The organism is Paenibacillus sp. 05T425, assembly GCF_056396205.1.
Window position 1 is genome coordinate 42,364 of the sequence record NZ_JBFTLA010000015.1, and the last position, 14,292, is coordinate 56,655.

Genomic DNA, 14,292 nt, shown 5'->3' on the forward strand with positions numbered 1-14,292 from the left:
TATAGCGAAAAAAAAGGGAGAAGTAAACTTTTACCAATATAATAACATTCGCGGGTATATTCAAAGCTTAGCCTCCTTGATTACATCGTATCCATCTATTACAATGTTCATATATGGCAAAAACGAGGAGTGAATCACATGACCGAAGACCTTCAAACAGGTATTATTCGTATTTCTGATGATGTAGTGGCTACGATAGCGGGACTTGCGGCACTTGAGACACCGGGCATTGCAGCGATGTCGGGCGGCATCTCGGAAGGTTTGGCTAAACGTCTAAGCGGCAAAAACGTTCAAAAAGGCGTTTCCGTCGAGGTTGGCCAAGTTGAAGCAGCAATCGATCTTCGGATTATCGTTCACTATGGCATTCCGATTCAAGAGGTATGCCGTCAGCTTCAACTGAACGTACGTGAATCGGTTGAGAATATGACGGGGTTACATGTTGTCGAGGTGAACGTGAAGGTCGAGGGCGTCGCGTTCAAAGAGGAAGAGCTTGAAGAGGCTCAAAGACTTAAATAAAGCTTTCCATAATAAAACGGTATCCATCTTAGCGGATGGATACCGTTTTTTGGCTTGAGCGAGTTGTAGCAGTTGTACTGCGGGAGGTACTCGCTTTCTCGCTTCGATTCGATTCTCTCGATATGCTGAGCAGGACGCCCATACTCATCAGACAGACGAGTAAGGAAGAGCCGCCATAGCTAATGAATGGCAAGGTTACTCCTGTAAGCGGGATAGCACCGGTTACGCCTCCAACGTTGATAAAGGCTTGAATGGCGAGCAGACCAATGATCCCGACGCCAACGACTGTACCGTATTCATCCGAGCATCGCAACGCTATGATAAGACCGCGCCATAGGAAGCATAAGTAGAAGAGAAGGAACAGCGTGCCGCCGATAAATCCGAATTCTTCGCCAATGACAGCAAAGATGAAGTCATTGTATGCGTATTGCAAGTAATGAAGCTTCTGTACGCTCTCACCGAATCCGGCGCCGCTGATGCCGCCATGACCGAACGCTTGAAGCGAGGATACAAGCTGCCAGCCCGAATCTTGCGCATCGGCTAGCGGATCCGCATAAGAGGTGAAACGATCGATCCGATATTCCCACTTCTTGGGTTCCATCGCCATCGAAATGCTGAATACGACGGTGACAAGAAGCACAACGGCAAGTCCCGATGTCGCTGCCTGCTTCAAGTTCGCTCCCCCTGCGAAAATCATTACGATCGCGCAGGAAGCAAGTACGAGACAAGAGCCGAGATCGGGCTGCATCATGATAATGCCGCACACGGCGCCGACAATAATGATAACCGGAAGCAGCCCCTTCTTGAAGTCGCGGAACTTGTCACCCTTCTTCGAGATAAGCGCTCCAAGGTACAGAATGACGGCAAGCTTGGCCGGTTCCGTAGGTTGTATCGTAAAGCCGGCGATGTTAATCCAGCTCTTGGCTCCGTTAATATCGGGCGCTATGAAAGGCACGAGAATGAGCAGAGCCATTACAGGTAAGAAGTATAGCAAGAATAGCTTCTTGTAAACCTGGTAGCGAATGTTCATGCTGAACAGCATGGCGAATACGCCAAGGCCAGCCCACATGAGCTGGCGTTTTGTGTAGTGAAGCGCGTCGTTTTCTTCAACGAGCGCAATGCTGGAGCTTGCGCTGTAGACCATGACAAGTCCGAAGCCGACGAGCAGAAGCGTCATTACGAGAAGCAGAAAGTCTGGTCTTCCACGGCCACCGTTCTGCGGTTGCTTCATAAATCGACCGCCTAAGCCAACAGTTGTTTCAATTGCTCGATGCGTTGCGTTGCCGTGTTCATGATCGCTTGCGGAATCGGCGATTCATATTCCATTCCGTGCGGGAAAGTAGCTCGTCCAATATAGACAGCCTCGATAGCGAGCACAGCATGCGGCGATTCCAGCTTGCCTTCAACTGCGCGCGTGTTGATGCGCAGGAAGTATTCGTTGCCGTTCACGTGATCCTCAAGCTTCAAATCGTATGTAGCGCGATAGTATTCCCATTGCCAACGAACAAAGCCAACTTTCTCGGCGGATTCGTCCAAATGGTACAGTTCGCTCTTAACACCGTTTAATCCGGTATTTTCAATAATCATGGTAGTTCCTCCTAAAGGTTTTGTTGAAGCAAACCTGGCTCTGCAAGCTACTGCTTCCAATCATCAGACATAAGTTGTCCATTCTTTACTCATGATAGTATGTTTCCCCAGCTAGCGCAACCCTTACTCCTTAGTCATCATTACCTTAATAGTGACATTTTTGAGAACAGTAGCGGAAGGTATAGCGGCTCGTTTAATAAGCTTCCTTAAAGCTGCGATTATCTGTTAAAATAGATGAAAAAAGTTCGTGCGGAGAGGGAGATTCGAGATATGCACAATTACAAAGAAATAGAGCATGCGATGCAGCGTCTCTATCCCGACATGGTACGGTGGCGCAGACATCTTCATCAGTTTCCGGAATTATCCTTTCACGAGAGAGTAACGTCGCAATGGATTGCGACCAGACTTGCAGAGTTTGGCTGCACAGTGCGGAGCGACGTAGGCGGACATGGATTGATCGTTACGATAAAGGGAGATAAGCCCGGCCCCGTAGTGGCGCTACGGGCAGATATAGACGCATTGCCGATTCAGGATGAGAAGGAATGCGCATACGCATCGAAGGTGCCGAATGTGATGCATGCGTGCGGACATGACGGCCATACGGCCGCTTTGCTGGCCGTAGCCGCTTATTATTCGGCGAATCGCGATCAGATTGCCGGTGAACGCCGCTTACTGTTCCAGCCTGCCGAGGAACAGACGCCTGGCGGAGCGAAGCCGATGATCGAAGACGGGGCGCTTGATGGTGTAGATGCAATTTACGGCGTACATCTATGGACACCGATTCCCTATGGAATAGTTGCGTCGAGACCTGGGGCGTTCATGGCGGCTGCGGATGAATTCGTTATCGATATTATCGGTCGCGGAGGTCATGGCGGACTGCCGCACCAAACGATTGACTCGATCGTTGTCGGTTCGGCGATCGTGCAAGCCGCGCAGACGATCGTGAGCCGCAGCGTTAATCCGCTGCACCCGGCTGTCGTATCGATCGGATCGTTCCAAGCCGGAACGACGAACAATATTGTGGCGGAGAGATGCCGCATGAAAGGCACGGTAAGAACGTTCGACGAGCATACGAGAACGCTTATACACGAGCGCCTGGAGTCCGTGATCCGGCATATTTGCGAGATGCACGGAGCGAAGTATGAATATCATATGCGCATCGGCTACCCGCCGGTCGTCAATGACGACAAGGAAGCGGAACGCTTCTTCCAAGTAGGCGCAACCTTATTCGGCGAAGAGTCGGTTCAGCGTTCAGAGCCGCTAACCGTTGCCGAGGACTTCTCTTATTATTTGAACGAGGTGCCGGGCTGCTTCATGTTTGTTGGCGCTGGCAATGAGGAATGCGGAGCAACGTTTTCGCATCACCATCCAAGATTCGATATCGACGAGCGGGCGATGAGCAAATCGGCTTCGCTGCTAATTGGCATGGCAGAGCATTATGCAAGTGAATTTGCAGGTTAATCATAAACATCCCGTTATCTGGACTTCGTATGAACGCAGCGGCCGAAGGGCAAGCTAATCGCCGATGCACGTTCAAGGAAGGATGATAAAGGAATGAGTAATCATACAGTCGAACAATTAATGTCAACGAATTGTGTTACTGCGACGCTGCTCGATAACGTCTACGAGCTTGCGGTGAAGATGAAGCAACATGATATCGGATTTATACCGATTGTTAATGGAAATAAGCTGATCGGTGTCGTAACGGACCGGGATTTGGTCGTGCGAGGATATGCCGAGAAAAACCCAGGCTCGGAAGCTGTAGAGACGGTGATGACGCCTTCTCCAATCACGATCGAGCCTTCGTCTTCCGCTGACGATGCGGCGGCATTAATGGCGGAGCATCAGATTAGAAGGCTGCCGGTCGTTCAGGAAGGGATGCTCGTTGGCGTAATCGCCATAGGCGATCTAGCTGTAAGGGATATTTATGCCAATGAAGCCGAGGCTGCTCTTAGCGCTATTTCCGAGCACAGCCATAGCGGTCATCTGCATTAAATATTAAAAGGCTGGCGGGGGCATTGAATATGCCTCTTGCCAGCCTTTCTTTTGCACTACTTATCTTCCCACACGGTGACAAGCTCATTACTCGCGTTGTACAGTTCGCCGGGATCCGTCTCGCTATTGCTCCACACGCTTTCCTTGCCCCAACGCAGCGTTTTGTCAGGCAACAGCTCATTGCCGCTATTAGAAGAGATCGTAACCTTCTCGCCTGCGGCCAGCATGTATTTCTCGAATTCATACGTTTGATTGCCGCGGACGCTCACGAGCTTCCAACCGGCTAGCTCTATGTCCTGTCCGGATTCGTTGCTTATCGTTGCAAGTTCGTCTTGCTTATCGACGGTAAGCAAGATTCCGGTTTGTTCAGCTGTCTTGACCGGATAGGCATTTTTGAATTTCTCGCGATCGGTTCCCCAAAGGCCTAGCTCCGCTTGTTTCGCGGTTTGCTCGATCTGCTTGTACACGTTCTCAAGCTTGACGTTCGGCTCGACGATCATAACCTTGGCAAGCCCTTCCTTAAGCAGCAGCTCATTCAATATTCGTCCGTCTTTCAGCTCAACCACGGCCAAGGTTCGTTCGTACTTGTCCATCTGCTCTTTATCGAAAGTAAGCCTAACCTCTGCAGACTCCGTTAACACTTGCTTCGTATATATGGATGCCTCGCTGCCGAAAGGTTCCTCAGGTCTACTCGAATCCTCATGGGCAATTTCCGGAGTATTTACATAGAGCAGTCGGATGGTACGGTTGTCGTCTCCGACATTTATTTTGAAGGTATCGCCGTCGATGTAATCGGATACGGAATACCATACGTTCGTTTGTAGTTTCTGAGGGGTTGTTGTTGCCCAAGAGCAGCTGGCTAACGTCAAGCAGCCAAGCAGAAGCAACGTTATTCCTATTCGTTTCACCTTCGCATACCTCCAATCAGTCGTAATGATGAAGCCTATTTCAATTAATATACCACAAAATACGACCAAGAATCGCAATTCATTGGTCACGGTATGGCATAAAATCATAAAAAACCTTTCATACTGACAGAAGAAGGACTCTGTTTGAGGAGGGAAATCGATGCTGGAGCAATCAGAAGGAGCGATAATCGTCCAATCCGATTTGACGATATTGCTGGATGAGGAGAGTAGTGGCGCGGAGCAGGCAAGAGAAAAGCTGCTGCTGTTTGCCGAAGCCGTGAAGCAGGCTGGAACGCTTCATACCTATCGGATTACGGCTTTGTCTTTGTGGAATGCTGCGGCTGCCGGTTATAGTGCGGAGGAGCTCATTGGCTGGCTTAACGCATTTGGACGTTATGACTTGCCCTTCGCTGCGGAATCATCCATTCGCAGGCTGATCGGAAGGTACGGCAAGCTGACGTTGACAGCTGATCAAGACGTGCTGCTGCTTAGGGGAGACAAGGAATTGATGGAAGAACTTGCTGCTCAGTCGGCCATAGATAAGTGGGTTGCCAAGCGCCTTTCAGAGGAGACTTGGCAGCTATCCGATGCTTGCCGGGGAGAATTGAAGCAGGAGCTCACGAGGCTTGGATATCCGATTATTGACCTGGCCGGCTATCATACGGGAGAAGCGCTTGCCGTGAAGCTGAGAGATGTAACGCTGCAGGGGAAAGTTTTCGGACTTCGGCCATATCAGAGGCTGGCGGCTGAGCAATTCTATCGTGACGGTACGGCGCAGGGGGGCAGCGGCGTTGTCGTTCTGCCTTGCGGCGCAGGGAAGACGATTGTCGGTATTGCCGCGCTTGCGAAGCTGAGCAGCGCCACGCTTATTCTTACATCTAATTCAACGTCCGTTAAGCAATGGAAGGATGAGTTGATCGACAAAACGACGCTGAGCGATAACGAAGTCGGTCAGTATTGCGGGGCATTGAAGCAGGTGCGTCCCGTCACGATTGCAACCTATAATATTTTGACCCATCGAAAGTCGAAGGATGAGCCCTTCTCACATATGAAGCTGTTCTCGGAGCGGGATTGGGGACTCATTATTTACGACGAGGTGCATCTGCTTCCCGCGCCGGTGTTCCGGATGACGGCGGACATTCAAGCTACAAGGAGACTCGGCCTAACGGCTACGCTCGTGCGCGAGGATGGCTGCGCGGAGGACGTATATTCGCTTATTGGGCAGAAGCAGTTCGATCTGCAATGGAAAGCAGCCGAACGGGACGATTATATAGCTGCCGTCACCTGTGCAGAGATAAGAGTACCTCTGACGCCAGCCTATGAGGATGAATATAACATCGCGGGAGCACGTTCGCGCTTGCGCCTTGCAGCGGAAAATCCAGGCAAGATGGAAGCGTTGAAGAAGCTTTTGGGAGAGCACGCAGGCAAGCCGACGCTTATAATCGGCCAATATTTGAAACAGCTGCGTGACGTATCGCAGAAGCTTAATGCTCCTTTACTCACAGGGGAAGTGCCGCATGTCGAGCGGCAGAAGCTCTATGATCGGTTCAAGTCGGGCGAAATTGGGGTGCTGATCGTATCCAAGGTGGCCAACTTTGCCGTTGATTTGCCGGACGCGGCAGTTGCGATCCAACTGTCGGGCAGCTTCGGGTCCAGACAGGAGGAGGCGCAGCGCATTGGAAGGCTGCTGCGTCCCAAGGCAGCCACGAACGAGGCTTGGTTTTATACGATCGTTACCGATCACACGAAAGAAACGGAATTCGCGTTGAAACGTCAGTTGTTCATGCTGGAACAAGGCTATACCTATGATCGACTGCTGCTCTCTGATCTGGATGCCAATAAGGAGGCTGTAAACCAGTGAAGCTGAGCGAGTTGTCCAAGAAGTTAACGAAACAGCAACAAATGGACTTCATTAATCATCGCGTCTGGTCGGACGCTAATCGAAGGCGGATGGACTGGGCGGAAGCTGCTTCGAATCTTCAAGCAGTAGGGGAGGCTGCGGATAAGCTGTCTTCTCATGCCGCGATGCTGCTTACAGAAATGATCAGGGCATTCGGGGCAGAGCCGATAACCGAGGAGCGTCTTATAAGAGAAGTGCGGAGGCGAACGATGATGTCGGGCGCGGAATGCGATATGGCACAGGCGGAGCTGGAGCAAGCCGGCATTCTGTTCGCTGTCGTTAAAGTATGGGGCGAGCGGATATGCTTCCTGCCTAGAGACAGCTTCCTGCCATGGCAGCAATCGTTGTTTCCGGCCGAAGTGCAGCAGGTCTCGTCTAGCGATATGCTGTTATCAGGCGCAGTGACGGCAATGCCGGTCAACAAATCGCTTGGCAAGCAGTTAATGGATGCGCTGGCTGCGATGGGGCAAAGCAGTATGTCGTTGACAGCAAAAGGCGTATTAGCGAAAAAAACAGTTGCCGCTATCGTGCAGAAGGCGGTGTTCGAGGAGCATACGTTGATGGCCTCCGGATTAAGCTGGTCTAAGCGAGAGCACTATTCCTTGAAGGCGGCATTCCTATTAGAAGCAGCAGCGGCATTCAATTTGATTCGAATCGATAATGATATGGTCCGATGGAGCGAGGATCGTCTAGCCGCTTGGCTATGGCAAGACGAAGAAGAACGAGAATGGCGTCTGCTGCAATGGTGCTTGGATCTGCTGCTGCCCGTGGATACCGCATCCGCGCATCTTGTTTCTGCCCTATGTGCGCTGGAAGTCGGCAAATGGTATCGAACCGATGATATTCGAGGTTTGCAGATTCAATGGAAGCTGGATAAGGAAGCGGGAGGGAAGACGCTTGATTGGCCGACGCTGCTGCTAGCATTCGGATGGATGGAAGCAGCCCAAGCAACGTCAAGCGGAAAGACAACGGAGTTTATTAGATGGAAGCTGAACGCAAATGCAAGGAATATAGATGCAGTGGAGGGATCTGCTGCTAGTGTCAATTATGGTGATCGCCAGCTGCGTGTGCAGCAGAATGGTGAAATCATCGTAGAGCCTGGCTGCCGCTTGGCGGTTCATTGGGAGCTCGCGCTTATCGCCGAGCTGGTCGCTGATGAAACGGTTGCTATATATCGATTGACAGCAAGCTCCGTGACGCGTGCCCTGGAGTTCGGGCGAACGAAGCTGTCAATGATCTCATGGCTGGAGCAGCAGAGCGGACAATCGGCGCTGCCCGAAACCGTCGGTGTGATGCTGGAGGAGTGGACGAGCAGAGCTTGCCGCACTTGGTTCGAAGAAGTAACGCTGCTGCGATGCGATAATAAGCAGATGGCAGATTGGGTTCGTATGAGCAGTGAGCTTGCTCCGATGCTTTTGCATGAAATCGGCTCAACCGATTTCATAGTTGATTCATCACTAGTCCCTGATATCAGAAAGCTGTTGCAGCGTGCCGGTTATCCGGCGCAGAAGGCGCTGCGCTCGAAGGAGACAGCAGCATCTTACGTATCAGCCTTGTATCCTGTTATTAGCGAGGCGGTATCCGGTTCGGATAAGGAAGCCGAAGCGGATGATGCTGAAGCAAGACGCACTGGCACGTATTCGTTCCTATACGAGCCGAGCACGCTCGCGCACTTTGAGCTCGCGAGCGCTAAGGTACGACTGAACGATCAATTGCATTCGCGGGAGCAGACTGTGCCTGCAATGTGGACGAAGCAGCTGCGCGCATACCATCATTCCACGCGCAAGGAGCTTATTGAGAGAGCGYTAGCCTGGCAATCTCCTCTTCAGCTTCGGATGGATAACGAGCTGCATTCATTCGTTCCTGAACGTCTCGAGCAGCAAGGTGGAGACTGGGCAGTTGTGGGCATACTCAGAAATGATAAGGCGACGGATCATAAGCCGATAAGGCTGACACCGGATATGTGGGACGAGATGAGGATCGTTATTCCTGGCCGTCCATATCCATAATAATCTCTACCTATTGGCTAAGCGGTTATGATATGATAGTGTAGAAGTAAGCAAGTGGAAAAGAGGTGGACGAATGCCAACTGTCGAAGGGGTGCAGGAGACTCTGTATGAGCAGCCCGAAAGCGGCGTGTCTTCGCTCGATATGGCGTCGCTGCTGCTTTGTGCCTATGAATTAGGTGATTGGATCAATGAATCGGCGGAAGTTGCCGAATATTTATATTGGAAGTCGGCTGTGAATGCCGATGAGCAAGTGAAGCAAATGTCCAGGCAGTTCGCGAAAGCGAAGGAGCTGTTCGAGGAATGCGAGCGCTTCGGAAGATTCCATCCGGATTATAATGCCGCTAAGGACAAAGTAAAGTTGATCGAGCGGAGCTTAGGCGATATTGAGAGCGTACGCAATTTCAAGCTTGCCGAGCAGGCAGTCGACGAAATGTTGTATGAAGTGTCGCGTATGATCGCCGAATCGGTATCCGAGAATATCAAAGTGCCTAGCAACGAGAAAGCGTCTGGCGGCGGCTGCGGAAGCGGCGGCTCTTGCAGTTGCGGAAGCGGTGGCTGCGGTTAATATATGAAGCAGGAGGTAAGCGAGCGATGCTGCCGGAGAGAACAGGTTATATCGTATGGGTAAGTGATTTGAAGGCGGCAAGGTCGCTGGAGCGTTTCGGAACGGTTCATTATATGTCGCGCAAGATGCATTACGTAGTGATGTACATGAATGCCGACCGTGCAGAGGAAGCGGTGCGCCAGATGGATAGATTGCCTTATGTCCGCAAGATCGAGCGCTCCTACCGCAATGAGATCAAGACGGAATACAGCAAGGATAGCGAAGATAAGACAAGATCCTATAGCCTGTAAGCGGATGAGGTATAAGTAGAATAGAACGCGTCTAGCATCTTAAAGTTGCTAGACGCGTTCTTTTTTGTTAGGGTAGATTTACATATAATTACATATATGTATCGTCTTTAATTTAATGTTGAAAAATCGGACGAGCGTGTTAGAATGGAATTAAATTCATAGTAAAAAAGCCCTGGTTCGTTAGGAGGAGTAGGTTGCGTAATGAAGGATAAAATGACGAGAAGATGGAATACATATGAGTCGTTTTATGTCGGTCTTGGCGATAAAAAAGTAGCTGATATCGTAATTACGAATCACGCCAAAAGCCGCTGGATCGACCGTATTGAGAGTGAGAAGACCGGATTTGAAGATATTGCCGAGTATTTGTGGGAATGTCTTAAGAACGGACGGATCGAGCCGTACTACCGCAACGAGCAGGACGTTTATTTGATTGATGACGATTTAGTATTTGTGGCCGAATTCGCAGATTCCTTCACAGAAACCGATATTACGGGCCGCCCGCTGCAGAAGATGATTGTTGTGACGTTTCTAGGACGCATGTCGGAGACAATCGAGCTGCGTGACCTTAAGTCCTATTACTCATGGCTGCGTCATTCGCGCCGCATGACTTTAGTGAAGAACAGCAGAAAGCGCAAGTAATGGCAACAACATAGATGTACAGCCCTCAGGCATGCGATCTTTTATGGATTGCATGCTTTTTTTGCATATACGATACGACTATGCAAACGCTTTGTAGTATAATAACGGGAATACAAAGGAAGGATGACTTACCAATGGCGCTTAATTTTCATCAATTGCATATTTTCTTTACGGTTGCGGAGAGGGGCAGCTTCTCGGCAGCGGCACAGGCGCTGCATATGACCCAGCCGGCCGTGACGATGCAGGTGCAGTCGCTTGAGGATTACTTCGGGACGAAGCTGCTGCAGCGTTCGACCAAGCGAATCGATCTGACCGAGGCGGGCCGAGCGCTTATGCCTTACGCGGAGCGCAGCATTGATTTGATACGAGATACCGATCAGGCGATGTCAGCCTTCACGAAGCAGTTGAAAGGAAGACTGCAGCTAGGCTCAAGCTTAACGATCGGAGAGTATATATTGCCGAGGCTGCTAGGGCCGTTCGGTCAGGAATATCCGCATATAGCAATCAGCATGAAGGTTATGAATACCTCTCAAATAATGGAAGATATTTTGAATCATCAATTAAATTTCGGCCTAATCGAAGCGCCTGTTAATCATCCCGATATGCATATGGAAGCGGTGATGAGCGACGAGCTGCGGCTTATCGTCTCGAAAGATCATCCGCTTGCGGACCGAGAGTCGGTAGCGCTTGAGGAGGTCATGGAGTATGCGTTCGTCTTGCGAGAGCAGGGATCGGGAACGCGGATTGTCATGGAAGAGCAATTGAAGCGGAAGAAGATTGATCCGGCAAGCATGAAGATCGTAATGGAGCTCGGGAGCACAGGTGCAGTGAAGTCGGCGGTGGAAGCGGGTCTTGGCATCTCGTTCCTCTCTGCGTCGTCAGTCAAGCACGAGGTAGCGCTTGGACTTATCCGGATGATAAAAATTCCTGATGCCAACTTCCAGCGGCAATTTTATTCGATCTATTTGAAATCGGCGCTGCTGCCGATCTCAGCGGTTACTTTTTTGACGTTTCTGAGAGAGAGGGACTTGCAGCAATGGTTATAAAAGATGGGTTAGCTGATCTTCATACACATACGACGGCATCGGACGGCCTGCATTCGCCATCGGAAATTGTTCAGTTCGCTAAGGCTGCTGGACTGGCTGCTGTCGCGATAACTGATCATGATACAGTGGCTGGAGTAGACGAAGCGCTGACTGAAGGCGAGCGTCTTGGCATAACGGTCGTGCCGGGCGTGGAAGTAAGCACCGTCGCAAGCGGCAACGATATTCATATTCTCGGCTACTTCACGAATGGATCGGATGCAAAGTGGCTCGCAAGGCTGGAGAGCTTAAGAGATGTCCGTAATCGCAGGAATGAAATGATCGTTAATCGGCTGAATGAGCTCGGTGTAGACATTACGATGGACGATGTGCGTGAAGCAGCACGGTCCAAGCAGGCTTCAAGCGAGGCCTCCGTAAAGGCGTTCAGCATTGGACGGCCGCATATTGCGGAGGTGCTCCTTCGCTTAGGTGTCGTCACTTCGATAAGCGAGGCGTTCGATAAGTATTTGGGGAGCGGTGCTGCCGCCTATGTCAATCCACCGCGGCCTACGCCATTCGATGCGGTCGATTGGATACGTGAAGCCGGCGGGACGAGTGTTATCGCACATCCAGGTTTGTATGGGGACGATGAGCTTGTTGAAGCTATTGTGAAGCACGGCGTGAACGGAATCGAAGTGTTTCACTATGATCACGGCGAGAAGGAAAAGTCTCGGTATGCTGCAATGGCGGCTCAATATAACCTGATCGTTACAGGCGGCTCGGACTTTCACGGCTCTCGGCAAGGGAAAGTATTCCATGGCGCGGTCGGCAGCCGTACAGTAGATGCAGGCACGATTGCATATTTGCGTCGACCGAACGTATGAAGGGTCCATAACGCCAAAAAAATCACGGCAGCTTGTTCAGTAGAACAAGTCCGTGATTTTTTTTGCGATGATGGTGGAAGGTTAGCTGCTTACGGATACCAGGCTCTTGATCCGCTCTTCATCCGGCGTAATAAACAGCGTCTTCTGATTATCGTAAATGACGAAGCCCGGCTTAGCGCCATTCGGCTTGCGGACATGACGGATGAACGTGTAGTCGACCGGAATCAAGCTTGAGTCTCGCGCTTGGCTATAATGCGCCGCAAGCATTGCCGCTTCCTCAAGTGTCGCATTGCCGAAGTCTCCGCCCCGAATGACGACATGGGAACCGGGAATATCCTTTGTATGCAGCCAAGTGTCGGACGGAGAAGCTAGACGGTTCGTTAAAAATTCGTTTTGCGTGTTGTTTTTGCCAACGTATACTTCTACGCCCTCAGAAGAAGTGTAGCGCAGCAGCGTAGGCTTAAGCGATTTTTTCTTCTTAGGGCCTCGCCGACCGCGTTCCTTCATATAACCTTGCTCTACGAGCTCATCGCGTATCTCTTCAATGTCGGTAATGGCCGCATTATCGAGCTGTTGGAGCAGCGATTCGAAGTATTCAATCTCCTTCTGGGCGATCTCCATTTGCTCGGCGACGATCGTGAGACTGTTCTTATGTTTCGTATAACGTCTAAAGTAGCGCTGAGCATTGTCTGAAGGGGTGAGCTGCGGATCAAGCTCGATCGTAACGACGGCTTGCTCCTCGTCATAGAAGTTGACAAGCTCGATTGTCGTATCGCCCCGCTTTATCTGATGCATATAAGCGGTCAGCAGTTCGCCGAGCACTCTATATTTCTCCGCATCCTTCGCTTCTACGAGCGTATCTTCCAGCTTCGTGATCTTTGAGATGTTCTTCGCTTTCTCATTCTGTACGAAGCGGATCAGATCGGCTGCGCGTTGCTTGACAGTATCCCGCTGCGCCTTGTCCCCAAAGAACGCCTGCAGACATTCGCTAACGGCCGGATAGGAGGCCAGGGCACCGTTAATATGAGTTAGTTCGGTAACGGAGAAATACATTTTGCCGCTATTTTCATCGGTTTTGATGACGGGGGAGTATCGGTGCGCTCTCATCTCACCTATAAACGACTCGAAGCTGCGCCATATTGCGCCCGTGTCCTCCGCCTCTGTTCCAGCGCGATAAGCGATTTCCTTGGCGATAAGCGGGCTTAATCCGCTGAATGCTTCAACAAGCCGTTTGCCTGCTGCCGAGCCTTCCGTTGTATGTTCGTACGCTTCTCGGAATTGTTCCTCGCTGTCAATGACGAACGGATTTGTCTTGCTTTGGTCAGGTGGCGGTGTATAGTTGCTGCCCGGCATGACGATCCGATAGCTGCTAATCGAGGGCGTGACATGATGAATGCCGTCGTGAATCGTTTGTGTGGCAGGGTCCACTAAGATGATATTGCTATGACGGCCCATTATTTCGATAATAATCGTCTTGACAGAAATATCGCCGAGCTCGTCCCGATGCTTCACATCGATATGAATGACACGCTCGTTATCGATTTGGCGAATGCCTTCTATAATGCCGGATTCACAATATTTGCGGAGCAGCATGCAGAACATCGGCGCTTCCATCGGATTCAAGTAGCTTGAAGTCGTCCAGTGTACCCTCGGATATGTCGGATTCGCCGACAGCAGCAGCTTGCCTTGCACGCCCGCACCTCTGATGCTGAGTACAAGCTCATGCTCGGTTGGTTGATGGATCTTATGTATACGCGCTCCTATGCAGCGTTGCAGGTCATGGGTTATTGCTCTGGTGACAATACCGTCTAAAGCCATAGCTGTTATTCCTCTCTTCCTTCGCGTAAGTCTTCTCCTATCATGCCATAGTTAAGCCAAAAACTTAAGTCCCTTTTGGGATAATTTCCAGGATGTCCGAATACATTTACCCTAGAAAGGCTGTCCGAAGGGCCGGCGTCGGCCATTACGCTGCTTCGC

General features: G+C 50.8%; 14 protein-coding genes. 10 read left to right on the forward strand and 4 right to left on the reverse strand.

The window, feature by feature from the left end; all coding sequences use genetic code 11:
- The first annotated feature begins 138 nt into the window (after positions 1 to 138).
- On the forward strand, positions 139 to 516 hold the full coding sequence (locus tag AC1DF0_RS26720; protein WP_337098739.1) for an Asp23/Gls24 family envelope stress response protein: 378 nt from the start codon (positions 139 to 141) through the stop codon (positions 514 to 516).
- 28 nt (positions 517 to 544) lie between these two features.
- Here AC1DF0_RS26720 and ftsW read toward each other — a convergent pair whose 3' ends face one another.
- Together ftsW and AC1DF0_RS26730 are read right to left on the reverse strand one after the other, a co-directional pair.
- Positions 545 to 1,747: a putative lipid II flippase FtsW gene (ftsW, locus tag AC1DF0_RS26725; RefSeq protein WP_442051215.1), complete on the reverse strand. Its 1,203-nt coding sequence runs from the start codon at positions 1,745 to 1,747 to the stop codon at positions 545 to 547.
- A gap of 11 nt (positions 1,748 to 1,758) precedes the next feature.
- Positions 1,759 to 2,103 carry a YugN family protein gene (locus AC1DF0_RS26730; protein WP_442051216.1) on the reverse strand — a complete coding sequence of 115 codons (345 nt, stop codon included), beginning with the start codon at positions 2,101 to 2,103 and terminating at the stop codon, positions 1,759 to 1,761.
- A gap of 270 nt (positions 2,104 to 2,373) precedes the next feature.
- Between AC1DF0_RS26730 and AC1DF0_RS26735 the strand changes: the two genes are divergently transcribed.
- Positions 2,374 to 3,564, forward strand: a complete 1,191-nt coding sequence (locus AC1DF0_RS26735; RefSeq protein ID WP_477576339.1) for an amidohydrolase — start codon at positions 2,374 to 2,376, stop codon at positions 3,562 to 3,564.
- A gap of 93 nt (positions 3,565 to 3,657) precedes the next feature.
- Positions 3,658 to 4,098, forward strand: coding sequence for a CBS domain-containing protein (locus tag AC1DF0_RS26740; RefSeq protein WP_442051218.1), 441 nt, complete (start codon positions 3,658 to 3,660; stop codon positions 4,096 to 4,098).
- Positions 4,099 to 4,154: 56 nt separating this feature from the next.
- Here AC1DF0_RS26740 and AC1DF0_RS26745 read toward each other — a convergent pair whose 3' ends face one another.
- Positions 4,155 to 5,006 (reverse strand): thermonuclease family protein, encoded by an 852-nt coding sequence (locus AC1DF0_RS26745; RefSeq protein WP_442051219.1) that lies wholly within the window; start codon positions 5,004 to 5,006, stop codon positions 4,155 to 4,157.
- A 160-nt stretch (positions 5,007 to 5,166) separates the two neighbouring features.
- Between AC1DF0_RS26745 and AC1DF0_RS26750 the strand changes: the two genes are divergently transcribed.
- The 7 genes from AC1DF0_RS26750 to AC1DF0_RS26780 all read left to right on the forward strand — a co-directional run bounded on the left by AC1DF0_RS26750 (position 5,167) and on the right by AC1DF0_RS26780 (position 12,315).
- Positions 5,167 to 6,867: a DNA repair helicase XPB gene (locus AC1DF0_RS26750; protein WP_477576342.1), complete on the forward strand. Its 1,701-nt coding sequence runs from the start codon at positions 5,167 to 5,169 to the stop codon at positions 6,865 to 6,867.
- Positions 6,864 to 8,915 (forward strand): helicase-associated domain-containing protein, encoded by a 2,052-nt coding sequence (locus AC1DF0_RS26755; RefSeq protein ID WP_477576344.1) that lies wholly within the window; start codon positions 6,864 to 6,866, stop codon positions 8,913 to 8,915. The genes AC1DF0_RS26750 and AC1DF0_RS26755 overlap by 4 nt, the downstream gene beginning before the upstream one ends.
- A 73-nt stretch (positions 8,916 to 8,988) precedes the next feature.
- Positions 8,989 to 9,480, forward strand: coding sequence for a YlbF/YmcA family competence regulator (locus AC1DF0_RS26760; RefSeq protein WP_442051579.1), 492 nt, complete (start codon positions 8,989 to 8,991; stop codon positions 9,478 to 9,480).
- Positions 9,481 to 9,506: 26 nt separating this feature from the next.
- Positions 9,507 to 9,770: a YlbG family protein gene (locus AC1DF0_RS26765; RefSeq protein WP_337098748.1), complete on the forward strand. Its 264-nt coding sequence runs from the start codon at positions 9,507 to 9,509 to the stop codon at positions 9,768 to 9,770.
- A 201-nt stretch (positions 9,771 to 9,971) separates the two neighbouring features.
- Positions 9,972 to 10,409, forward strand: coding sequence for a hypothetical protein (locus AC1DF0_RS26770; protein WP_337098749.1), 438 nt, complete (start codon positions 9,972 to 9,974; stop codon positions 10,407 to 10,409).
- Positions 10,410 to 10,543: 134 nt separating this feature from the next.
- Positions 10,544 to 11,455 (forward strand): selenium metabolism-associated LysR family transcriptional regulator, encoded by a 912-nt coding sequence (locus AC1DF0_RS26775; protein ID WP_442051581.1) that lies wholly within the window; start codon positions 10,544 to 10,546, stop codon positions 11,453 to 11,455.
- Positions 11,446 to 12,315, forward strand: coding sequence for a PHP domain-containing protein (locus AC1DF0_RS26780; RefSeq protein ID WP_477576348.1), 870 nt, complete (start codon positions 11,446 to 11,448; stop codon positions 12,313 to 12,315). The genes AC1DF0_RS26775 and AC1DF0_RS26780 overlap by 10 nt, the downstream gene beginning before the upstream one ends.
- Before the next feature lie 81 nt (positions 12,316 to 12,396).
- On the opposite strand, the gene AC1DF0_RS26785 is transcribed toward AC1DF0_RS26780, so the two are convergent.
- Positions 12,397 to 14,133 carry an Rqc2 family fibronectin-binding protein gene (locus AC1DF0_RS26785; protein WP_477576350.1) on the reverse strand — a complete coding sequence of 579 codons (1,737 nt, stop codon included), beginning with the start codon at positions 14,131 to 14,133 and terminating at the stop codon, positions 12,397 to 12,399.
- Positions 14,134 to 14,292 lie beyond the last annotated feature (159 nt).